Annotated in this window: 18 protein-coding genes; 12 read left to right on the top strand and 6 right to left on the bottom strand. The window is 59.7% G+C overall.

The features are described from left to right. Positions 1–29: 29 nt before the first annotated feature. The 5 genes from Q8L89_07955 to Q8L89_07975 all read left to right on the top strand — a co-directional run bounded on the left by Q8L89_07955 (position 30) and on the right by Q8L89_07975 (position 7,157). A complete protein-coding gene (locus Q8L89_07955; GenBank protein ID MDP1708979.1) occupies positions 30–614 on the top strand; it encodes a hypothetical protein in 585 nt (194 codons plus the stop codon). A 352-nt stretch (positions 615–966) separates the two neighbouring features. Next, positions 967–2,970 carry a primosomal protein N' gene (locus Q8L89_07960; protein ID MDP1708980.1) on the top strand — a complete coding sequence of 668 codons (2,004 nt, stop codon included), beginning with the start codon at positions 967–969 and terminating at the stop codon, positions 2,968–2,970. 83 nt (positions 2,971–3,053) lie between these two features. Continuing rightward, positions 3,054–4,841 (top strand): arginine--tRNA ligase, encoded by a 1,788-nt coding sequence (gene argS / locus Q8L89_07965; protein ID MDP1708981.1) that lies wholly within the window; start codon positions 3,054–3,056, stop codon positions 4,839–4,841. After that, positions 4,831–5,397: an SPOR domain-containing protein gene (locus tag Q8L89_07970; protein ID MDP1708982.1), complete on the top strand. Its 567-nt coding sequence runs from the start codon at positions 4,831–4,833 to the stop codon at positions 5,395–5,397. Before argS ends, Q8L89_07970 begins: the two co-directional genes overlap by 11 nt. 125 nt (positions 5,398–5,522) lie before the next feature. After that, complete coding sequence (locus Q8L89_07975) at positions 5,523–7,157, top strand: EAL domain-containing protein (protein ID MDP1708983.1); 1,635 nt, start codon at positions 5,523–5,525, stop codon at positions 7,155–7,157. Here the strand turns inward: Q8L89_07975 and Q8L89_07980 are convergent, their stop codons facing one another. From Q8L89_07980 to Q8L89_08000, 5 genes are all read right to left on the bottom strand, one after another. Further along, entirely contained in the window at positions 7,158–8,105 is a 948-nt protein-coding gene (locus Q8L89_07980; protein ID MDP1708984.1) for a homoserine kinase, read from the bottom strand. Between the two features lie 61 nt (positions 8,106–8,166). After that, on the bottom strand, positions 8,167–8,487 hold the full coding sequence (locus tag Q8L89_07985) for a DUF2782 domain-containing protein (protein ID MDP1708985.1): 321 nt from the start codon (positions 8,485–8,487) through the stop codon (positions 8,167–8,169). A gap of 88 nt (positions 8,488–8,575) precedes the next feature. Continuing rightward, positions 8,576–9,286, bottom strand: coding sequence for a TIGR00730 family Rossman fold protein (locus Q8L89_07990; GenBank protein MDP1708986.1), 711 nt, complete (start codon positions 9,284–9,286; stop codon positions 8,576–8,578). A 110-nt stretch (positions 9,287–9,396) separates the two neighbouring features. After that, positions 9,397–10,092 (bottom strand): phosphatase PAP2 family protein, encoded by a 696-nt coding sequence (locus Q8L89_07995; GenBank protein ID MDP1708987.1) that lies wholly within the window; start codon positions 10,090–10,092, stop codon positions 9,397–9,399. Further along, on the bottom strand, positions 10,085–11,677 hold the full coding sequence (locus Q8L89_08000) for a phosphoethanolamine--lipid A transferase (protein ID MDP1708988.1): 1,593 nt from the start codon (positions 11,675–11,677) through the stop codon (positions 10,085–10,087). The genes Q8L89_07995 and Q8L89_08000 overlap by 8 nt, the downstream gene beginning before the upstream one ends. A gap of 83 nt (positions 11,678–11,760) precedes the next feature. Here Q8L89_08000 and polA point away from each other — a divergent pair, with 83 nt between their 5' ends. The 3 genes from polA (at position 11,761) to ccsB (ending at position 17,900) form a co-directional block, all read left to right on the top strand. After that, positions 11,761–14,364, top strand: a complete 2,604-nt coding sequence (gene polA / locus Q8L89_08005; protein MDP1708989.1) for a DNA polymerase I — start codon at positions 11,761–11,763, stop codon at positions 14,362–14,364. 338 nt (positions 14,365–14,702) lie between these two features. Beyond that, the gene (locus tag Q8L89_08010) at positions 14,703–16,673 is read left to right on the top strand and encodes a cytochrome c biogenesis protein ResB (GenBank protein MDP1708990.1); all 1,971 of its coding nucleotides are present in this window, start codon (positions 14,703–14,705) and stop codon (positions 16,671–16,673) included. A gap of 48 nt (positions 16,674–16,721) precedes the next feature. Beyond that, positions 16,722–17,900 (top strand): c-type cytochrome biogenesis protein CcsB, encoded by a 1,179-nt coding sequence (ccsB, locus tag Q8L89_08015; protein ID MDP1708991.1) that lies wholly within the window; start codon positions 16,722–16,724, stop codon positions 17,898–17,900. Positions 17,901–17,918: 18 nt separating this feature from the next. Here the strand turns inward: ccsB and Q8L89_08020 are convergent, their stop codons facing one another. After that, complete coding sequence (locus Q8L89_08020; protein ID MDP1708992.1) at positions 17,919–18,401, bottom strand: cyclic nucleotide-binding domain-containing protein; 483 nt, start codon at positions 18,399–18,401, stop codon at positions 17,919–17,921. A gap of 230 nt (positions 18,402–18,631) precedes the next feature. Here Q8L89_08020 and Q8L89_08025 point away from each other — a divergent pair, with 230 nt between their 5' ends. The 4 genes from Q8L89_08025 to Q8L89_08040 all read left to right on the top strand — a co-directional run bounded on the left by Q8L89_08025 (position 18,632) and on the right by Q8L89_08040 (position 23,369). Then, positions 18,632–20,263 (top strand): acetolactate synthase large subunit, encoded by a 1,632-nt coding sequence (locus tag Q8L89_08025; GenBank protein MDP1708993.1) that lies wholly within the window; start codon positions 18,632–18,634, stop codon positions 20,261–20,263. Between the two features lie 82 nt (positions 20,264–20,345). Further along, the gene (locus Q8L89_08030) at positions 20,346–22,244 is read left to right on the top strand and encodes a diguanylate cyclase (protein ID MDP1708994.1); all 1,899 of its coding nucleotides are present in this window, start codon (positions 20,346–20,348) and stop codon (positions 22,242–22,244) included. Between the two features lie 91 nt (positions 22,245–22,335). Next, positions 22,336–22,659 (top strand): hypothetical protein, encoded by a 324-nt coding sequence (locus tag Q8L89_08035; protein ID MDP1708995.1) that lies wholly within the window; start codon positions 22,336–22,338, stop codon positions 22,657–22,659. A 107-nt stretch (positions 22,660–22,766) separates the two neighbouring features. Beyond that, positions 22,767–23,369 (top strand): DUF2231 domain-containing protein, encoded by a 603-nt coding sequence (locus tag Q8L89_08040; protein ID MDP1708996.1) that lies wholly within the window; start codon positions 22,767–22,769, stop codon positions 23,367–23,369. Positions 23,370–23,470 lie beyond the last annotated feature (101 nt).

The following is a 23,470-nucleotide window of genomic DNA, read 5'->3' on the forward strand; positions in this document are numbered from 1 at the left end:
TGGTCGCGCATACCCCCCGTGACTCGCGCATGCGCCGAAGGATCGCGCTGGAAGCGGCGCACCTGATGGCCGAGCACGGTATCAGCGATTATTACACCGCCAAACGCAAGGCCGCGCACCAGATCGGGGCGCCGGATACCCGTAACATGCCGGACAACCAGGAGGTCGAACAGGCCTTGGGTGACTACCAGCGCCTGTTCCAGTCCGAGCACCACCCGCGCCAGCTGCGCAGGCTGCGGCAAGCGGCGGTCGAGGTAATGCGTCTCCTCACACCGTTCCAGCCACGCCTGGTGGGTTCGGTGCTGAGCGGTACAGCGTCTGCCCACGCCGATGTTAATGTGCACCTGTTTACGGATGCGCCGCAAGAGGTAGGGGTATTTCTGCTCGGACGCGACATTCCCTATGAAACCGACACCCGCCCCTTGCGCACGGGCCAGGACATGGCCCCCGAGCACTTCCCGCTGTACCGGTTTGTGGCTGGCGAGGTTGTGATCTGTCTGACGGTGTTTCCTGTCAGCGGGCTGCGGCAGGCACCGCGCAGCCCGGTTGATGGGCACGCCATGCGTCGGCTGCCGCTCGAGGGCCTGCTGCAACTTCTGGCACAAGACACTTGACTCTGTCGAAAGAGCGCTCTCGTGCGGGTTCCACGCCGTTTCAGGGCGAGCTTGTACACAGTCTAGCGCGACGCCTGGCGTGCCGGCCGCAAGCCAATAATGCGGATCCCCACCTATCTATATATCTTTATGATAATAAACATATTTTTTTGATCAGGTTAAATTGTGTCCATTTTGTTTCGAAACCCGTAACAGTGCGGTTAAAACTGGTTTTACCCCCACCCATCCACAAAGATATCCACAGATTTTGTGGATATCCTTAATCCCGATTTTGTACAAAAACTTAGCGAATCTTGCGAAAGCTGTGTGCGACCTTGAGAACCTGTTTGATTAAGAGGCCTGCCAGAGTCTAATGTCTACGCGGGTAGTACATATTGCCGTGCCTTCGCCGTTGCGCCGCAGCTTCGACTACCTGCCGCCACAGGGCGGCGAGACTGCGCAGCTCGTACCGGGGTGTCGGGTGCGGGTGCCGTTCGGTCGCGGACAGGCGGTGGGCGTGGTACTGGCGGTCGCCAGCCAAAGCCGGGTAGCGCAGACACGTCTCAAGCGCGTGCTGGAGGTGCTGGACATGGAGCCGCTGTTACCGGCGGAGCTGCTGTCGCTGCTCGTCTGGGCAAGCGCGTATTACCACCACCCGATCGGCGAAGTGGTGGCAGCGGCGTTGCCTGCCGCCCTGCGGCAGGGCCGGGTGCCGCGCAGACGGGCCGTGGCGGACGCCCCGCCTGCCATCAGCCTGATCGCGGAGACGCCGCCCATCCTGCACCCGCCACAGGCCGAGGCGGTGCAGGCCGTGGCGGACGCATCGGGGTTTCAGGCCTTTCTGCTTGAAGGCGTCACCGGCAGCGGCAAGACCGAGGTGTACCTGCGCCTCATTGAGCGGGTGATTGCGGCGGGCCAGCAGGTGCTGGTGCTGGTGCCGGAGATCGCGCTCACACCCCAGCTCATGGCGCGCTTCACCCAGCGTTTCAGCGTACCGGTGGCGCTGTTGCATTCTGGCCTGAGCGAGGGTGAGCGTTTGCATGCCTGGCGTGCGGCGCGCTCGGGGCAGGCGGCGATCGTGGTCGGCACGCGCTCGGCGGTGTTTACGCCGCTGGCGCAGTTGGGCCTGATTGTGGTCGACGAAGAGCACGACCTCTCGCTCAAGCAGCAGGAGGGTTTTCGCTACCATGCCCGCGATGTAGCCGTCATGCGCGCGCAGCGCGCCGCTGTGCCGGTACTGCTGGGTTCGGCCACACCTTCACTGGAGAGTCTCTGCAACGTCCGTGAGGGGCGTTACCGGCATTTACTGTTGCCGGAGCGGGCCGGACGCGCCACAGCGCCCCGCATTACCGTGCTCGACATGCGCAGCACGCCGGCGGAAGGCCGGGTATCGCGGCCCTTGTTGGTGCAGATGGCGGCTACCCTGCAGCGCTCGGAGCAGGCACTGGTGTTTCTGAACCGGCGCGGCTATGCGCCCACCCTGATTTGCAATGCCTGCCTCTGGGTGGCTACCTGTGAACGCTGCGACACGCGCATGGTGCTGTCGCAGCGGGCGCAACGCCTGACCTGTCACCACTGCGGCGCCAGCCGCGCGGCGGACACCCTCTGTCCGGTCTGTAATGGCACGACCTTGTATGCCCTGGGTCACGGTACCGAGCGGGTAGAGGAGACGCTGGCGCGGTATTTTCCGGGAACCACCGTGGCACGCATGGACCGTGATACCACGCGTGCCAAAGGCGCGCTGCACGCACTGATTGAAGACGTCCATGCCGGCCGCAGCCAGATACTGGTCGGTACCCAGATGCTGGCCAAAGGCCACCACTTCCCGAAAGTGACGCTGGTGGGTATCCTTGATGCCGATCAGGGTCTGTACGGAGTGGACTTCCGTGCGCCGGAGCGCATGGCGCAACTGATTGTACAGGTGATGGGACGTGCCGGGCGCGGGGAGGCGAGCGGACAGGTGGTGATTCAGACCCATCACCCGGAGCATCCGCTACTGCAGCTGTTGCTGGCGCGTGGCTATGGCGCCTTTGCCGAGGCCGCGCTGGCGGAACGTGCGGAGGCCAGCCTGCCTCCCTATAACGCCCTGGCGCTACTGCGTGCGGAGGCCGTGGATGTGCGTGTGCCGCAGGCCTTTCTGGAGGCGGCACGGGCCATTGCGGAAGAGGCCGCCGTGGCGGGTGTGCAGCTGCTCGGGCCGGTGAGTGCGCCAATGGAACGCCGAGCCGGCCGTACCCGCGCCCAGTTGCTGTTGCAGGCCACACAGCGCGCGCCCCTGCATCGTTTGCTGGAGCGCTGTCTGCCAGGTTGGGAAGGGCTCAAGCTCGCCCGCCGGGTACGCTGGTCGCTTGATGTCGATCCGATGGAAATGGATTGAGGCAGATACAAGAGAAAAGATACAAGAGAAAAGGTAGAATAAAAAACATTCCTGTTCCTCTAACTCAAGCCGCTTCTCGTTGCATGAAATCCCATTTGTGTGAGTTGCTCCATACGGCGCTGCAAAATCTGCAGGCGCAAGGGGTGTTGTCGGGCGAGCTGCCGGAGATCGGCATCGAGCACGCGCGCGACAAACAGCATGGCGACTTTGCCAGCAATATTGCGCTGGTGCTGGCTAAGGCGGCACAGCGCAAGCCGCGCGAGTTGGCAGAGCAGATCGTGGCGTACCTGCCGCCATCGGGCAAGGTCGAGCGGGTCGATATCGCCGGACCCGGATTCATCAATTTTCTGCTTACGTCGGCGGCCTGGCAGGGTGTGGTCAACACTGTTCTCGATGCCGGTGCGGTGTACGGCAGGGGCGTGCAGATCGAAGCCGCCCCGCTGCAGATAGAGTTTGTCTCGGCCAATCCCAATGGCCCGCTGCACGTCGGCCACGGTCGCGGGGCGGCGATAGGCAGCGCGTTGGCCAACCTGCTGGAGGTGGCGGGTTTCACGGTCAGCCGCGAATACTACGTGAACGATGCCGGCCGCCAGATGGACATCCTCGCCGCCAGCATATGGCTGCGTTATCTGGCGTTGTGCGGCGAGTCGGTGGTGTTCCCGGTTAACGGTTACAAGGGCGATTACGTGTCTGATATTGCGCGCGTCTTGCAGCAGACGCATGCCACCCGCTTGCACCACCCGTTGTCGGAAGTCATGTGCGATGTGCCGCCGGATCTGGCGGCCGATGGCAGCGGTGACAAGGAGGCGCACATCGACGCGCTCATCGCGCGCATGCAGACCCTGCTGGGCGCAGCGGACTATCGGGCAGTCTTTGATCTCGGTCTTGACACCATTCTTGCCGACATCCGCGATGACCTGGCCGCATTCGGCGTGCACTATGACCGCTGGTTTTCCGAGCGCTCGCTCACCGAATCGGGCAGCGTGCAACGCGCCATTGAGCGCTTGCAACAGACCGGGCATCTGTATGAGTCCGGCGGCGCAAGCTGGTTCCGCTCCACGGCCTTTGGCGATGAAAAGGATCGCGTGGTCGTACGCGAGAACGGGCAGCCGACCTATTTCGCCTCGGATATCGCCTATCATCTCGGCAAGTACGAGCGCGGTTTCAGTCGCATCATCAATGTCTGGGGTGCCGATCATCACGGTTACATCCCACGGGTCAAGGCCGCGCTCAGCGCGTTGGGTGCAGACCCGGCACGTCTGCACGTGGTGCTGGTGCAGTTCGCCATCCTGTTTCACGGCAAGCAGCGGGCCCAGATGTCCACCCGCGCGGGTGAGTTTGTCACCTTGCGCGAGCTGCGCGCGGAAGTCGGCAATGACGCCGCGCGCTTTTTTTACGTGATGCGCAAGAGCGACCAGCATCTCGATTTTGACCTGGAGCTGGCCACCTCGCAGAGCAATGAGAACCCGGTATACTATGTGCAGTATGCGCATGCACGTATCTGTAGTGTGCTGAAGCAGGCTGAGGAGCGGGGCTGGAGGTGGGACGCCGCACGCGGACGGGCGCATCTCGATCTGTTGCTCGAGCCTCATGAGCGCACACTACTGGCGACACTGGCACGTTACCCGGCCCTGATCGAATCGGCGGCCGCACTCTACGAGCCGCATCAAGTGGCGTATTATCTGGTGGAGCTGGCGACGGACTTTCACACCTATTACAACGCGCTGCCGTTTCTGGTGGAAGAGGACAAGCTGCGTGATGCGCGCCTGTGTCTGTTGGTCGCCACGCGGCAGGTGTTGCGCAACGGGTTGGCGGTGCTGGGCGTGAGCGCGCCCGAGTCCATGCAGCGGGAGGATATCGATGAATGCTAGCCGCGACACATCTTCGTCCACGCCGGGTTGGGTGTGGTTGCTGGCCGGGCTTGCGCTCGGCCTGTTCGTCGCGCTGCTGGTCTACATCAGTGGTCGCGCACCGGCAGAGCAACGTTCGACCGCCGCCGCATCGTCGTCGACAAGCACACCCGCTGTCACAGATGCCCGTGCCGTACGCAAAGCGCCCGCTGCCACTGCGGCCACAGTGCCGCCGCGGTTTGATTTTTACACCATCCTGCCCGAGATGGAGGTGGCCGTACCGTTACACGAAGCCCCCGGCAAGCGGACGGGTGAGGCCCTGCCTCCCAACGACAAGTTGGGCAGCTACCTGCTGCAGGCGGGTTCGTTCAGGAGCTTTGAGGAGGCGGATCGACTGAAGGCGAGCCTCGTGCTGTTGGGGCTGGAGGCAAGCATCCAGACCGTGACCGTAAACAACAAGGATACCTGGCACCGCGTGCACATCGGGCCATACAAGACACTGGCCGAAATCGATGCAGTCCGCGCCCGCCTCAAGGAAAACCGGATCGACACTATGGTGTTAAAGGTCAAGGGGTGAACGGCGTCGCTGCATGTACCAGAGCAGGGATGCAGGGTAAGGGGCCATTCCCAGGTCATTACCCTTTGTAGGGTGCCAGCTGGCGCGAAAGAAAAAGTTTCGGTGCAGTATCAAGGGGGGGCATCGTGGATCGACATACCAGCCAGATATTCAAACGCAACGCCCAGCTGCTGAAGTCGAAGGTAAGCCGCTATGCAATCTACGGTACGGCGATCGCACTCTGTGCCATTCTGCTGGCCACACTGCTTGTCGGCTACTATCAGTACGGTGAGTTGAGCCTCGATGCCTTGGTGAGTGCCCAGCAGGGCAATGTCGCGCTGTGGTTGCTCGATATCATGCCGTTTGTGTTTGCCTTCTGGGGCCAGTATGCCAGTTCCATGATGGCCTATGAGGCCAGCGCCATGGTGGTGGATCAGACCAGCGAACTACGTGCCCAGGCCGCGATGCTGGAGCATGACGCGCTCTATGGTGCCATGCATGACGCCCTGACCGATCTTCCCAACCGTGTGCAGTTGCGCGACTGCGTGGTGCAGGCGCTCGCAATTGCGCAGCGTGAAAATACGCGACTGGCGCTGTTGCTGATGGATCTGAACGAATTCAAGGAAGTCAATAATACTCTCGGCCATGCCAACGGTGACCGCCTGTTGGAGCAGGTGGCCGCACGGTTGCGGGGTGTGGTTTGTGGACCCGATACTGTGGCGCGCCTTGGCGGAGACGAGTTCGCCTTCCTGATGCCGCAGGTCGCCAGCGTGGAGAGCGCCATGGCAGTGGCGCGCGAGGCGCTGCGCGTGCTGGAGGCGCCATTTACCCTTGATACGCTTACACTCGGTATCCAGGCCAGCATCGGCATTACGCTGTTTCCTGAGCACGGCAGCAATGTGGACGTGTTGCTGCAGCGCGCCGACATCGCCATGTATGCCGCCAAGAGCGACAAGAGCGGGATCGTGGTGTATTCACCCAAGCTTGATCAGTTCAGCCCGCAGCGCCTTGCCCTGATGGGCGAGCTGCGTCAAGCCATCGAAAATAACGAGTTGGTGTTGCATTATCAGCCCAAGGTGGACGTGAAAACCAGCCACATCACTGAGGTCGAGGCCCTGGTGCGCTGGCAGCACCCGGGCCACGGACTCATGGAGCCGGATGATTTTATTCCGCTTGCCGAGCGTACCGGGCTCATCAAACCGCTTACTCAGTGGGTGTTGCGCGAAGCCCTGCGCCAGCACGCGGAGTGGAATCAGCATGGCCTTGATCTGGGTGTATGCGTGAACCTGTCGGTGTCCACGCTGCTTGATTCGAAGCTTGCCGATACCATCGCCAGCCTGCTGGCATCGTGCGGTGTGGCGCCGGAGCGGCTGGTTCTGGAGATCACGGAGAGCATGCTGATGAGCGATCCGCCGCGTGCGTTGCAGATGCTTAAGCGGCTGGCTGCGATCGGGATGCGTTTCTCCATCGATGACTTCGGGACGGGCTATTCGTCATTGCATTATTTGAGCAGATTGCCGGTGAGCGAAATCAAGATCGATAAGTCCTTCGTCGTGGACATGGTCGCCAATGACAATGACGCGATGATTGTACGTACCGCCATCGATCTGGGCCACAACCTCGGTCTCAAGGTGGTGGCAGAGGGCGTGGAGAGCGAGGAGATACTCACACGACTCAAGGCGTTGGGCTGCGATGCCGTACAGGGCTATCACATCTGCTATCCGCTCTCCGAGACGTATTTCTCCAGCTGGGTCAAGCAGACAAGTTGGTCAACATCCTGATTACTCAGAGCTGAACACAGACGTGCTGTCTGCGCGCCGTGCGCAGAGGATGCGCTTGAAAACATCCGGGTTCTTGGTATGCGTCATCTCTCCCTTGCGGGGAAAGTGCAGATCGTGCAGGCGTGACAGCCAGAAGCGCAAGGCCGCTGAACGCAGCAAAATCGGCCAGGCGTCAGCCTCGCCGGGCTGCAGCACACGCTTGCCGACATAGGCGGACAGCAGGGCGCTGAGTTGCGCGCTGTCGGGCGTGCCATCCTCACGGCTGCACCAGTCATTGACCGTTACCGCGAGATCATAGAGCAGGAAGTCATCACAGGCGTAATAGAAGTCGATCATCCCGGTGAGTGTGTCCCCCCGAAACAGCACGTTGTCGCGAAACAGGTCGGCGTGAATTACGCCGCGTGGCGCGCGGATGTCCGTGTAACATGACTGAAACTCAAGTTCATCGCGCAGCAGTGCGGCATCGTCGGCACTGAGGCGTGGAAGCAGCTTGGCGGCGGTCGCTGCGCGCCAGGCCGGGCCGCGGTCATTGTCGCGTTGGCCGGTGAATGCCTGGCCCACGGCATGCAGATGACCCAGTGCTGCGCCTACGGCGGCGCAGTGGGCTGTCGTGGGGTGCTCCACATTACTTCCCTCCAGCCGTCGCACCAATGCCGCCGGCCGTCCTTTCAGGTTGCGCAGATAATGCCCGGTGTTGTCCGCCAGCGGGTGCGCGCTCGGCACATCGTGCTCGGCGGTGAAGGCCATCAACTCCAGAAAGTAAGGCAGGTGCTCGGCGGGTGTGGATTCAAACAGGGTGAGAACAAATTTCCCGGAAGTGGTGGTGACAAAATAGTTGGTGTTTTCGATGCCTGCACTGATACCGGAGAACCCCACCAGGCTACCGAGGGTGTAATAGGTCAAATACTTCTCAAGCTCGCGTTGCTCAATGCGCGTGTAGACGGACATGGTGTTTCACTGGTCAATGGCGCCCCCTGCATGGACGCGCGCTGGCTTCAGGCGTTGTGACTCAGTCCCAACTGAAAATGACCCATTGCGGCACCTTGCTGGAGCGGATGTCGTTCTGGCGGGTCTCCATCTGGCCGTCGCCGTCGGTGTCGATGAGATAGTAGGGCGCTCCGGACGAGGGTGTGATCTTCACCATATACAGGCGGCCATTGAGGCGATATTCCTGCACGGTATCGGCGCCACGCTTGATGATGGTGACCTCCGGCTCCAGCGCCGCGCCGCTCTCCACGGCCTCGGGGATCACCGGCGGCTCGGGTGCGGGCACAAGCCCGTCATCCGGCGGGATGGTCGGTTCTGCAGCCTGCGCACCGGCACCAAGCATGAGGGCCGAGATGAGCAGGGTGCGGGTCAGTAGGGATGCGCACATGGTGTGGTCCTGGTTCTATCAAATGGTTGTGTGTCAGTTGGGATTACAGCAGGATACCCTGCTCCTCGGCCCCGGGCTGCATGCCGTGGTATTCATAGTAACTGAAGATAGCATCTACTACCTCATGCGGCTTGTCCAGTACCTGGAGCAGGTCGAGGTCTTCCGCCGCGATCATTCCTTCCGGCACCAGGGTATTGCGGAACCAGTCGAGCAGGCCGATCCAGAACGGCGAGTGCATCAGAACCACCGGGATACGGCGGATTTTATTGGTTTGCAGCAAGGTAAGGATTTCCGCCATTTCATCCAGAGTGCCGAATCCGCCTGGCAGGATGACATAGGCCGAGGCGTATTTTACAAACATCACCTTGCGCGAAAAGAAGTGGCGGAAATTGAGCGAGATATCCTGATACTCATTGGCGACCTGCTCGTGCGGCAGCATGATGTTGAGGCCCACGCTGGGCGATTTGCCCGCCAGCGCACCTTTGCTCGCCGCCTCCATGAGGCCGGGTCCGCCGCCGCTTATGATGGAGAAACCGGCATCGGAGAGCGCGCGCGCAACCTCTTCCCCCATCATGTAATACGGGTGTCCCGGCGCAATGCGCGCTGATCCGAAGATGCTGACCGACGGTTTGATCTGCGACAGCCTCTCAAAGCCTTCGATAAACTCGGCCATGATCTGGAAGATTTTCCACGACTCACGCGACAGTGACATGTCGTTGACGGGGCGGTGGGCGGTTTTGCGTTGATCGTTCATTAAGACTCCTCGCTGCACAGGTGGCCTGTCATTCATTCCGGGCTGCTGGTAAGAATGTATGGGTGATTGATGGTTCTGATTTTAAGCCTACCCGTGGAGGGGAGGGGGGTTTATTCATGCTCTTGCGGGGTTACCGGGAAAATATTTGTGGAATAGATCATCCGGGCTATAGCCAGGATGATCAGCCAGGCCAACAGCATGGTCACAAGGGTGTGGCTCAGGAAATGGTCCCCGATCAGCATTTTGTATGTACCGGTACTCCAGCCCAGGGTCATGGCTGCAGTCAGCCCCATGATTTTATGTCTTCTGGTTTTGAACAGGAAAAACAGCGCCAGCAGCGCGAACCCGCCGCTGGCGTGGGCAGCGGGAAAACAGCGCACGGCTTCTTTTGCTTCGAAATTCGCCGGGTAGGATTTCAGCAGGGTTACATAGGGGTAGCTGCCGTTATAGTGGGTAATATGCCTGGGGCAGGGTATGTTGGTGATGGATTTCAGGCCGCCAACCACCAGTGGCACGACCAGTGACGAGAGCAGCACAATCAGCAGCCCCTGCCGGTAAGCCTGGATGCGGGCATGGTTTCTGAAAAACACCAGTGCCACGACGAGCGCCACTGCAAACACGATGTAAACCCGCTTGATGCCGTCGTAAAAGATCAGTCGGGCTGTTTTCTGGTCTTTCTCAAGTATCCACTGCTGCAATTCGGCATTGTAAAAATGATCCTGTAGCCACAGGTCTATATCGAGTGCGTTGAACAAAAGCACAGTGAAGATCAGTGCCAAGGCCGTTAATGCCCACTGCCTAGTCATTGGTGTGCTGGATCAAGTCCATTTTTTTGTCGTAGGCGCTGGTGTACACCTCCATCAGGCTGAGCAGAGTATGAAAAATATTGTCGTGTGAGAATTGCTCATGCCTGCTCTTTTGCAGAGACTCAAGATTGATATCGTGCAGCAGGTTGTCGTTCAGCCACATAATGAAAGGCACATGCTTCTGGTTGTCGGGGGCGATCATGTAGGGCAGGCCATGCAGGTAGATGCCATTCTCACCCAGAGACTCACCATGGTCGCTGACATAGATAAGTGCTGATTCAAACTTTTCATTGTGGTGTGCCAGCAGCTCGATCGTTTTTGACAGAAAATAATCCGTATACAAGATGGCATTATCGTAGGCGTTGTTGATTTCTTCGCTGCTACAGTTTTCCAGCTGGTTTGTCTGGCAGGCGGGCTTGAACACCTCGAAATTTACGGGGTAGCGCTTGTAATAGGCGGGGCCGTGATTGCCCATTTGATGTAGCACGATGAAGATGTCGCCGGTGGGATGTGCGTCAATATAGGCCTGTAGATTTTCCAGCATGCCTTCATCCCTGCACTCCGTGTCGCAAACGGGGTTTTTCTCTGGCGTCCGATAATCCTCGAAGGGCACCCTCAGGGCGACGCCTTTGGAGTCCGAGTTGTTATCCAGCCACAGCACATTGACACCGGCATGCTGTAACACATCGAGCACATTCCCGGTATTGTCCACTGTCGTCTTATCAAACTGTGTGTGGTCATAAATGGAGAACAAGCAGGGCAACGAATGGGCGGTAGAGGTGCCGCAAGACCAGAAATTGGTAAAACTGATGACATTTTTATTTTTCAGGTAAGGGTTAGTCTCTCGAGTGTAGCCATTCAATGAAAAGTGGTCGGCGCGCGCGGTTTCGCCCACTACTAGAATAACCAACTCCCTGTGTACATCGGAAGCAGGAATGCGGGCGTCCTGGGCAATGGCTGTGAATTCAGTGGGTGCCAGTGTAATAAAGCTGCCTGCATACCTGGCCGTCGAGTAAATGTAATAGACAGGGTTTGCGTAATATCTGAGGGGTTTGTGTTCGCGAAAAAATGAGGCGTAGAAATTGCTGAAAATCAGTACGGTGGCGATTGCCAGTGCCAGTGTGGCCACAATCAACACGAGACGTGATGTTATGGCCTGTCTGAGCTGCCCATAATCGATGCGGGTCTTGCAGACCAGTACGGAGGGCAGAATACCCAGCAGCAGGAGATACAGAACGAGACGGAGGCTGAGCAGGTCAGACGCCTCAGCCGTGTTGGTTGCCAGGATGTTGCCAATCATGACGTCATCAATGACAACATTGTATGTGTCCATGAAATAGCCTGTGACGGACGATGCTACCAGTAGCGCTATGAGCACGGGTTTGAGTGTGTATCTGTAGCAGCTCAGCGCCAGCAGCAGGCTGGTTGCGCAGCCGAGGAGCACGGCCAGTGATATCAGAAAGCCGCTGTTGTGTATGCTGACGGGATAGACATCGGTTACATTAGAGAAGAAGGCGACGTTGCCAAAAACGACCAGAAAGGCAGAGGCCGCGATAATCAATCGGGTGCTGGAGAGGGATTTCATCGGATGCAAGCAGGCTTTACCTGTTGGACGTATCGCATCGAATGTGGATCTACGCACTCACTTTCAATGTCTGAAGGCGTGAGATGACAAAAAACAACCTGCTGCTGATGATTGACGGGTCATCGTACCTCTACCGCGCATTCCACGCCCTGCCGCCGCTCAACAATTCGCGCGGCGAGCCAACCGGCGCAGTGTATGGCGTCGTCAACATGGTGCGCAAGCTGCTGGACGAAGTAAACCCACAGTATGTCGCCGTGGTGTTTGATGCCAAGGGCAAGACCTTTCGTGATGACCTCTACACTGCCTACAAGGCGCAGCGGCCGTCCATGCCGGACGACCTCAGTACCCAGATTGCGCCCCTGCACGCCATTATACAGGCATTGGGATTGCCGCTGTTGATGATGGACGGCGTCGAGGCCGACGATGTGATTGCCACCCTGGCAGTGCAGGCGACCGCACAGGGAATACCAACGCTGATTGCCAGCTCCGACAAGGATCTGGCGCAACTGGTGGATGGGCAGGTCACGCTGGTAAACACCATGAGCAACCAGCGGCTTGACCCGGCGGGCGTGGTGGCGAAGTTCGGTGTACCACCGGAGCGCATTATTGACTATCTCGCGCTGGTGGGGGATGCCTCGGACAATATCCCTGGCGTGCCCAAGGTCGGCCCGGTGACGGCGGTTAAATGGCTGGGTCAGTATGGCACGCTCGATAATCTGGTGGCGCATGCCGATGACATCCGTGGCAAGGTCGGCGAGAGCCTGCGTGCGAATCTGGAGCAGATTCCGCTGGCGCGGTCACTGCTGACACTCAAGCGCGATGTGGCGTTGCCGGAACCGCTGAGTGATCTCGTGCGGCGTGCACCGAACGTGTCTGCCTTGCGTGCGCTGTATGCGCAGATGGAATTCAAGACCTGGCTGGAGCGGCTGGCGGAAGCCAGTCAGGAGTCGGCAGCCACTGCCTCGGTACCGGTCGGGCAGGCCGCAACCCGGCTTGCAGACGCGGCGGCTGTGCAGCAGTGGTTTGCAGCCCGTGCGCCGGAGGCCTCGCTGGCATTGGCACTGGAGGTGACGGGTACGGACTATATGCAGGCCGAGTTGCACGCTGTGGTGCTGATGACGGATACCCGCGTGGCCCGTGTGGTGCTGGCCGAGGCGGACGCCGACCTGCAGGCGGCATTGCGTACAGGTCTCGAAACGGCAGCGGTGCCCAAGCTCGGTCACGATCTCAAGTTCAGCATGAATGTGCTGGCCCGGCATGGCATTGCCCTCGCGGGCACGCAGTTTGATGTCATGCTGGAGTCTTATGTATTGAACAGCGTCGCCACCCGCCATGATTTGCCCGCGCTGTCGCAGTACTATCTGTCCGAAACATTGCCGGAGCCGCTGGACGCCGCGATGGCGGTGCAGACTTGCGCCCGCCTGCATGCTGCCCTGGCACCGCCCCTGGCCGACACAGGTCGATTGCAGCAACTGTACGATGACATCGAGCAGCCGCTGCTGGCTGTGTTGTCGCGCATCGAGCGTACCGGCGTGCGCGTCGATGCCGCGCTGCTGAATAAACAGAGCGCGGAACTGGGGGCGCGGCTGGGCGAGCTCGAACACGCCGCCCACGCCAGTGCCGGGCAGGCCTTTAATCTGGGCTCACCGCTGCAGATTCAGGAAATTCTCTACGGCAAGCTGCAACTGCCGGTGCTGAAAAAAACCCCCAAGGGCCAGCCGTCCACGGCAGAGGAGGTGTTGCAGGAACTGGCGCTGGACTACCCATTGCCCAAGCTCCTACTTGAACATCGCGCCCTGAGCAAATTGAAGTCGACTTACACCGACCGCCTGCCGGAGCAGATCAACCCGGATACCGGGCGGGTACACACCCGCTACCATCAGGCCGTGACGGCGACCGGGCGCTTGTCGTCCAGCGACCCCAACCTGCAAAACATCCCGGTGCGCAGCGAAGAGGGGCGCCGTATCCGGCAGGCGTTTGTCGCGCCGCCGGGCTATGTGCTGCTGGCGGCCGATTACTCGCAGATCGAGTTGCGCATCATGGCGCACCTGTCGGGTGACGCCGGCTTGTTGCGCGCCTTCAGCAGTGCGCAGGACATCCACCAGAGCACCGCCGCCGAGGTGTTGGGGCTGGCGCTGGAGCAGGTGACCAGTGAGCAGCGGCGGGCGGCCAAGGCCATCAACTTTGGTCTGATCTATGGCATGTCGGCCTATGGCCTGGCGCGTCAGCTCGGTGTAGACCGTGGCGCAGCGCAGGACTATATCGACCGCTATTTTGCCCGCTATCCTGGGGTGAAGACGTTTATGGACAACACGCGGGCGCAGGCGCACGCCGATGGCTACGTCGAGACCCTGCTGGGCAGGCGTTTGTACCTGCCCGAGATCAACGCGCGCAACATGAACCGGCGTCAGTACGCCGAGCGCACCGCCATCAACGCGCCGATGCAGGGCAGCGCCGCCGACGTCATCAAGCTCGCCATGCTGCGTATCGATGCCTGGCTGGCGGAAAGTGCGATCGACGCGCGCATGATCATGCAGGTGCATGACGAGCTGGTGTTTGAGGTGGCGGAGGGCGCTGTTGCCGCGGCCTGCGAGGCGGTGCGGGCCCACATGACCGGGGTACTGAGCCTGTCCGTGCCGCTGGCCGTGGCTATCGGCACAGGATCCAGCTGGGACGCGGCCCATTAACGGCAGAGAAAAGATACAAGAGAAAAGTCATAGTCTTGTTGGCAGAGTACAGGTCTATGTCGTTAATTTCATGAATATTTTTCTTTGCTCTTGTATCGTTTCTCTTTTCTCTGTTGCCAGGTGAACTTTCCCAAACCCACCCGGTCTCATGATACAGAGCGCACGCAATTGCGCTCCCCGTTCCCTCCCTGAACGGGTCTCCGTAGCCCGGCAAACCCCAAGCCGGGTGACACTTGCCCCGACTCTTCCCCCTTAGAGCCGGGGCTTTTTTTAGGTTGATGCACTATAATCACAGGCACGTTACAGCGACCCTTGTCCTCTGAGCCAACAATTTCTCCATGACGACGCACACCGGCCGCCGCACCACGGGCGCGATACTGCTAGATTTTCTGGGTTCCATGAATCTGGCAATTACCCTGTTGTCGGCCGTGGCAATAGCGTCGGTGATCGGCACCATACTGCAGCAAAACGAGCCCTACCAGAACTACATCCTCAAGTTCGGCCCCTTCTGGTTCGAGATATATAAATCCCTCGGGCTATTCTCTGTATACGGCGCTGGCTGGTTCATGGTGGTGATGACCTTTCTGGTGGTGTCCACCAGTGTGTGCGTCTACCGTAACGGCCCAAAAATGTTGCGCGATATGCGGGCGTACCGGGAAAACGCCACAGAAAACTCGCTGCGTACGTTTCGCCACAAGGCGGAGTGGAGTTTTGAGCTGCCGCCTGCCGCCGTACGCGAGGCAATTACAGGCCATCTGCAATCCCACGGTTACCGTGCGCGGATAAAAGAGCAGGCGGATCATACCGTCGTCGCCACCATGAAGGGCGCGGCCAATCGCCTGGGCTATCTGGCCACACACATCGGAGTCGTGGTGGTGTGCATCGGCGCCCTGCTCGATGGCAACCTGCCACTCAAGCTTGCCGAGCAAGCTGGCAAGGTGCGGATAGAGACGCGCGAAATGCCCGCCAACGAGGTACCGTCGATAAGCCGCTTGCCCGCAGACAATGCCTCCTATCGGGGGTTGGTCTCCATCCCCGAAGGCGCGAGGGTGAACTACATCGGCCTCAAGCTGCGTGATGGCTACCTGCTGCAGGAGTTACCGTTTGAGTTGCAGGTGAAGGATTTTCGTGTCGTGCATTATCCTGATGGCCAGCCCAAGTCGTTTGAAAGCGATCTGGTGATTTACGACCCGGAGGAATTCGCGCCACTGGAGCAGACCATCTCGGTCAACCATCCCTGGATTTACAAAGGCATTACCATTTATCTGGTGAGTTTCAGTGATGGCGGTTCGCAGTTGACGCTGAAGGCCTGGCCACTGACGGCGAGCGACTCTGTGCGGGATTTGCAAGGCGAGGTCGGCAAGAAACTGAAACTGGACAGTGCCAGCGGAGTACAGACGCTGGAGCTGGGTGATTTTAGTCTGTATAACGTGCAGCCAGCCAAGCCGGGCTCGGGCAAGCAGTTTCAGGATATCGGCCCCAAGTTCATCTTCAAGCTGCGTGACGCAAAGGGTACGGCGCTGGAGTATGAAAACTACATGTTGCCGCAGGAGCATGAAGGCCGCCAGTATCTGGTGAGTGGTGTGCGCGACAACCCGGATGACAAGTTTACCTATCTGCGCTTCCCGCTCGATGCCGGCGGCAGTCTGGAGCGCTTCATGCATTTTCGCGCCGCGCTGCACGATGAACAAAAGGTGCAGGCGGCGGTGCAGCAGACCGTGGCGCGCCAATTGGCGGCCGCGCCTAACCCGCGTATGCAACAGAGTTTGGCCGCACTGCTCGACGGGCTGCTGACCCAGTTCAATGCAGGGGGGTTTGATGCCGTGGCAACATTCATCCAGCAGAGTGTACCGCAGGCGCAGCGCGCACAGGCCTCCCAGCTTTATGTTGAGCTGCTGCACGAAACACTGCGCGCGTTGTATGCGGGCGTAGCGGCGGGCGAGGGGGGCAAGGTCGAGGATGCAGACCACAGCTTCTTTGACGATGCGGTGAACGTGTTGGGTGTGCTCAGCGCCTACGGCGCGCCCTATGTCCTGCAGTTGACGGATTTCCAGCATTTGCAGGCCTCTGTCCTGCAAATTACCCGCACGCCGGGCCAGGCTGTTGTCTATACGGGCTTTGGCCTGCTGCTGGTGGGTGTATTCATCATGTTTTATCTGCCACAACAGCGCATCTGGGCGGTACTGCGGCAGGAGGGCAATACCACCCGGGTGCTGGTTGCGGGCAGCAGCAACCGTGATCCGCTGGGCTTTGCCCAGCGCTTCCAGGCCATGAGCGAGGCGCTGGAGGCGCGGCTAAAGTCTTTGTGATATAACTGGCAGTATCAATGCAGTGGTGACACAGCGAGGAGATTCGTGATGGCCGTTACACGCGACAACATGACACAGGAATTTGACAAGCGTTCGTTGTGGGCGACCTTGTCTGGCTTGGACTGGGTGTTTGCAGCGCTGGTGATAGCCGGTGCGGGTTTTGTGTTGTACCGCTACGCGGCGGTGATGGACGTTTATGAGATTATTATTCTGTCCAGTGTGACGCCCGCGATAATCGCGCTGGGCTGGCACTGGAAAGCGGTGCGCGGCCTGCTGTTGGCGGTCACGGTGCTCAGTCTGGCGTCGGTGGGATTGTACGGTGACAGCCTGGCGCCGGCCGAGACCAGCTTCCTGCTCAAATTCCTGATATCGAGCCAGTCCGCCATCATGTGGATGAGCGCTCTGTTTGTGCTGGCGACCGTCACTTATTTCGCCGCCCTCTTTCTGCGCTCTGATTATGCGGGGCGGGTTGCGTCGGTCATGACCTGGTCAGCGGCGGTCATGGGCCTGACCGGCCTGATGGTACGGTGGCGTGAGTCGTATCTCGTGCATGCGGATTACGGCCACATCCCGATCAGCAACCTGTATGAAGTGTTCGTGTTGTTCTCCATCATTACGGCACTGCTGTATCTCTATTACGAAGGCCGCTACAAGACGCGCGCGCTGGGTGGTTTTGTGCTGCTCATTATCAGCGCCGCAGTGGGGTTCGTGCTCTGGTATATCTTCAAGCATGGCGGCACCGGCATTGCGCCACTGGTGCCTGCGCTGCAAAGCTACTGGATGAAGATACATGTGCCAGCCAACTTCATCGGCTATGGTTCATTCTCGCTCGCCGCGATGGTCGGCGTTGCTTACCTGTTGCGCGAGCGCGGCGAGCGCCGGAACCCCAATGGGTTGCTGGCCACGCGCCTGCCCGCGCTCGACGTGTTGGATGACGTGATGTACAAAGCAATCACGCTCGGCTTCAGTTTCTTTACGCTGGCCACCATCCTCGGTGCGCTATGGGCGGCGGAGGCGTGGGGCGGTTACTGGTCGTGGGATCCAAAGGAAACCTGGGCCTTGATTGTGCTGCTCAACTACGCGGCGTGGTTGCATATGCGCTTCAGTAAGGGCTGGCGCGGGCGGCCCATGGCGTGGTGGGCGATTGGCGGGTTATTCGTCACCCTGTTTGCGTTTATGGGTGTGAACCTGTTCCTGTCCGGCCTGCACTCCTACGGATCATTGTAGCGGACATACCGTTACGGACTATTTGGGTCCTGCGCCATAGATATAGCGCGAGAAGGTGGCGACATCCATGCTCATGCGCCGGATCAGATGGTCGAGACTGATGATGGCATGCTCGAGCAGGTTCACCGCGATGTAGGGGTGCTCGACGCGCAGGCGCTTGTACTTCACGCGGGTGAGCTTGAGTAGCTGCGTATCGGCGCTCATGGCGCGCATGCGCACCGAGCGCGGCGCGCGATCAAAGAACGACATCTCACCCATCAGTTCGCCTTCCTTCATGCGGCCCGCTTCAATTTCCTCGCCGCGCTCTTCATAAAACAGCGCGGCTTCACCCTTGACCACAAAGTAGAGTGCCTCGCCCACGTCACCGATGTCGGCAATGATGTCTTTCTTGTGAAAGCTTACCAGCTCGGTATAATCGAGCAAGGTATTGACCTCGTTGAGCGTGAGTGACTCGCACAAATACTGCTGATTGAGAAACTGGGTGAGACTGACTTTGTCCATGATGTTGGGCCCCGGCTGGCGTGACATTCGCTGTTACTCCATAGCATAAAAGATTCTTGGCCTCCTGTCTGCGCCCCGCTACGAGGGCACTTCTAATAAAAGTGGATGTTGACCGGGGCAGGGTGCAGCGCAGACGGGCAGCGGTCGCTCCCGTGTCCTGTGCCCGCGACATTCGTACCGCCTTGTGCGGCACAGTATTGGAGTAAAGGACGCATTTTCTAGGGGTACTCATGAAAGCCGCTGAACTACTGGTCAAATGCCTGGAAAATGAAGGAGTCGAATTCATTTTCGGCATTCCGGGCGAGGAAAATCTGCATGTGATGGACGCGCTGGCCGATTCGTCCATCCAGTTTGTGACCACGCGCCACGAGCAGGGTGCTGCATTCATGGCCGATGTCTATGGGCGTGTGACTGGGCGCCCCGGCGTGTGCCTGGCCACGCTCGGCCCCGGTGCCACCAATCTGGTCACCGGTGTGGCTGACGCCAACATGGACCACGCGCCGCTGGTCGCCATCGCGGGCCAGGCCAGCACCTCGCGCCTGCACAAGGAGTCGCACCAGGTGCTGGATTTGCAGGGCCTGTTCCGCCCCATTACCAAATATACCTCGCAACTGCTGGAGCCCGGCATCATCCCGGAGGTGGTGCGCAAGGCCTTCAAGCTGGCGCAGACGGAAAAGACCGGCGCCTGTTTTATTGATTTTCCGGAGAATATCGCCGCGCTCAGCATCGACGCCAGGCCGCTGCGGGTGCAGCAGCCCACGCCGCCGGAGCCGTCGCAGGATCGGGTGCGCGCCGCTGCCGAAACCATCAGCCGGGCGCAAAATCCGCTGATACTCGCCGGCAACGGTGTGGTGCGGGCGCAGGCCTGCCGGCAGTTGGCCGCGTTCGCCGAGCGGTTGCAGATTCCGGTGGCCAATACCTTTATGGCCAAGGGTGTGATCCCGTTCAAGCATCCGATGGCGCTGGGCAGCGCCGGCCTGCAGGCGCACGATTACACCAACTGCGGCTTTGACCGTGCGGATGTCATCATCTGCGTGGGTTACGATCTGGTCGAATATCACCCGTGCCTGTGGCACCCGAGCTGTGACCGCAAGATCATTCACATCGACATGTCGCCCGCCGAAGTGGACGCGAGCTACATTGTGGAGGTGGGCGTGGTCGGTGATATCGGCCTCAGCCTTGAGCGCATCGCGCAGGCGGCTACGCCGCACACACAGAAAACGCTACGCCCGCTGCGCGCGGCGCTGATGGACGACATGAATCGGCATCGCGACGACCAGTCGTATCCGCTCAAGCCGCAGAAAATCATCTGGGATCTGCGTACGGCGCTGGGGCTGGAAGACATTGTGGTATGCGATGTGGGGGCGCACAAGTTGTGGATGGCGCGCATGTTTCGCTGCGAACATCCCAACACCTGCGTCATTTCCAACGGCTTTGCCAGTATGGGCATTGCCGTACCGGGTGCGGTGGCAGCAAAACTCGCGTACCCGGAGCGCAAGGTGGTCGCGGTGACCGGTGATGCCGGATTTCTGATGAACTCGCAGGAGATCGAGACCGCGCTGCGCGTAGGCACGCCAATGGTAATATTGGTGTGGAACGACGGTGGCTACGGCCTTATTGAGTGGAAACAGAAAAACACCTTTGGCAGAAGCGCGCATGTGCGTTTCAACAACCCTGATCTGGTGAAGTACGCTGAATCATTCGGCGCCAAGGGTTACCGGGTCGAGCGTGCAGCTGACCTGATGCCGATACTGCAAGCCGCCATCGCGGATGATACGGTGAGCATCATCGACTGCCCGGTGGACTACAGCGAAAACCAGCGTCTGGCCGAAAAACTGGGCCCGATGATCTGCCCGCTGTAACCCGCCACTGCGAGATGTCGGCTCAAGTTTTGTTATCGTTAACCGATGACCTGCGGGCACCCCCGAGGTGCAAGGAGTAGGTATGGCCCAGGACGACGACACCAGGCGTTGGAAGCAGAAATACTACGATAACCTGGAACAGCTTGAGCGCCAGGAAAAGCAGTGGCGCGACGTAGAGAGTCTGTTGCGCCGTGGTATTGCGCGCCTCAGTCTTGCAGCGGGGGGTGCTGACCCGACGCTGGATCGTGAGTTGGAAACACTGCGCAATGCCCTGCGTGATGGTTGGGACAGCATGGCGTTGCGCAGCGTGGTTGAATCAGTGGGCGACAGCGTAGCCCGTCTTGACCGCCGTCGCCCGGTTGCGACCAGCCTGCCATCTGTGACCGACTCCCTGATACAGCTGCTGGATGAGTTGGGTTTGCCGCGCGGTATGGGACGCAAGGTCAAGGCCCTGCACAAAAAACTGCGGACCCACAGCCCTCAAGGCGACAGCATACCCCTGGTGCGCGAATTTGCCGCCTTGATCCAGGAGGCCCTGTCATTGCGCGCGACGCAGGACGCTCCCCTGTCGCAAGTTGCTGCCGCCATACCACAAACGGCTGCTGCTGCGCCCGGTGGCGAGGGGGGGATTCTGCGCCGGTTGTGGGGGGGTAGGCGTACGCCTGAATCTGCACCCGTGGTGGAAGAAATCATTGCGCCCCCTGCTGCAAAGGCGCCGCCACCTCCCGCAGCAGGCGGGGAAGAACTGCTACTGGCCCTCCTCGACAAATTGCCACTATCACAGGAGCGTGCTTTCCCGCTGCGGCGACGTGTTACGAATGATATGGCGCAGACGGAGCTCGGACGCCTGTTGGATGACATTGTCAGCGCGGTGCGTGCTACCTATAGTACGGCGCAGAGTGTGACGGAAGCGGCAGCAGCGCCTTTGCCGGCGCCGCCGGCCGCAGTCTCTGAGCTTCTGATTCAGCTTGTCGAGCTGCTGGATTTGCCGGAAGAGCTGGCTGAGAAATCAAATGAGGTCAGGCAGCGGCTCGAAGAAGGCCTGTGGGTCGGACAACCGGACAAGGCCCTGGAAGAGATTGCCTCGCTGGTCATAGAGGCGCGCTCGCGTGTGCAGAGAGAGAAGGATGAGATCGAGGCCTTTCTCGCACTGCTGACCGTGCGGCTGCAGGAGCTGGACGTACATCTGCAGAGCACGGAATCGTCACGTGTTGAGACGCGGCAGAACGGTGTGGCGCTGGATGTGGCAGTGCAGGCCCAGATCCATAGTATGGAAAGCGGTGTCCAGAGCGCCACCGAGATAGGTCAGTTGAAGCAGATCATCCAGTCACGCATTGATGCGATACGCACTCATCTGGAGCGGCACAGGCATGAAGAAGAAATGCGTAGTGCGCGTGTAGAGCAGCAGGTGCAGCAACTTACGCAGAAGCTGGAAGGGCTGGAGGCTGAAGCCGAGGTTCTACGTGCACGCATCGCGCACGAGCATGAACTGGCATTCAAGGACGGGCTGACTGAAATCCACAACCGTCTTGCATACCTGGAGCGTATCGCACAAGAGTATGAACACTGGAGGCGTTATCAGCACCCACTCGCCCTGTTGATATGGGATGTCGATCGCTTCAAGTTCGTTAATGATACCTATGGGCACAAGGCAGGTGACAAGGCACTAAAGACTATCGCAGATATCTTGCAGGACAATCTGCGCGCCACTGATTTTCTGGCCCGCTACGGCGGCGAAGAGTTTGTAATCGTGATGCCGAGCACGGCGCTGAGTGATGCTTTTCCGGTTGCGGAAAAATTGCGTGCGGCGATTGCGGCCAGCGATTTTCACTATCGTGAGCAGCTTGTCCCCATCACCATCTCCTGTGGCATGGCCGGGTTCAGGGCTGGCGATACCCCGGAGACAGTCTTTGGCCGCGCCGACAGTGCCTTATATCGGGCCAAGAAGGCAGGCGGCAACCAGTGCATCGCGGACCAGTGATGTGTTCGTGAAACTTCACGGCGCACGGGATGTCCTACGTTGACAGGCAGGGCGCAGCCACTATACTTTGACGATGGCAAAAGCAGGTAAATTGATTCACCTCTGGCTCGTCTTGCTGCTTGCGTTGGGGCCGAGTGTCGCCGCGCTGGCCGCAGTGCAGGCCGCTGCGCATGACCAGCAGCATGCGGTGGCTGCCCATGTGCAAGCCGAGGGTGGTCAGGCCGGTGGCGATCATCATGGTGCAGGGCACAATCACAATGTCTGTGGTGCGCAGTGTCTGGCGGCACTGCCTTCATTGCTGCTGCCAATGAGCAGCCTGTTCACAGGTACGCAATACTCCGCGCTTTCGGTGCCTGTTACGGGTACCGTAGTGGCGCCTGCCGCAAGACCCCCTCAAACCCCAATTGATTGGTAGTGTCAGACGATCGCCTGCATCAGCAGGTCGAGCAGCACGTCTGTTCAGTGCACCCGTGCGAAGCAGTGCGCAGGTATTCAACGAGCTTTTGCTGAAGGGGGTAAACCGTGTTTGAAATCATACCAAATTGGCATCCTGTATTTGTACATTTCACCGTGGCGCTGTGGTCATTGGCGGCATTCTTTTATTTGTCATTGCCGCTGATTAAGGCGCCCTCACTGCACGCCCAGTGGACGGTGCTGGCGCGCTGGAATCTGTGGCTGGGGACGGGGTTTTCCGTGGCGACGGCGATCTTTGGCCTGCTGGCCTACAACAGTGTGGCGCACGATACGCCGTCACATGATGCGATGACCGAGCACCGCAACTGGGCAGCGACCACCTTGCTGCTGTTTCTGCTGTTGACGGGCTGGTCGGTCTGGCGTTACCGCCGCAATATCACGGCCACCTCGGCGCCATTTCTGACGGTGTTGGCGCTTGCCGCTGTATTGCTGATGACGACGGCATGGCACGGCGCCGAGGTGGTGTATCGCTATGGCATTGGCGTCAAGTCCTTGCCGAAAGCAGAGGGCAAGACCTCCGGTGACGCGCACGATCATGCTCACGGGCATGCGGATATCGATATGGACATGGATATGAGCATGGAAGAGGACGTGATGCCAGCGCCCGGGTCTGAGGCTGGTCACGGACACGATGCATCCGACCCGCATTAATCCATGCGCTAACAGGCCGGTCGGTGCGGTGGCCAGCATGACGTGACAGGGGGGCCTCTGGCGGCTATCTGGCCCGCCAGAGGGCCTTGTATGCCGTTGTT

The organism is Gammaproteobacteria bacterium (assembly GCA_030680605.1).
GTDB lineage: Bacteria > Pseudomonadota > Gammaproteobacteria > SURF-13 > SURF-13 > JAQBXX01.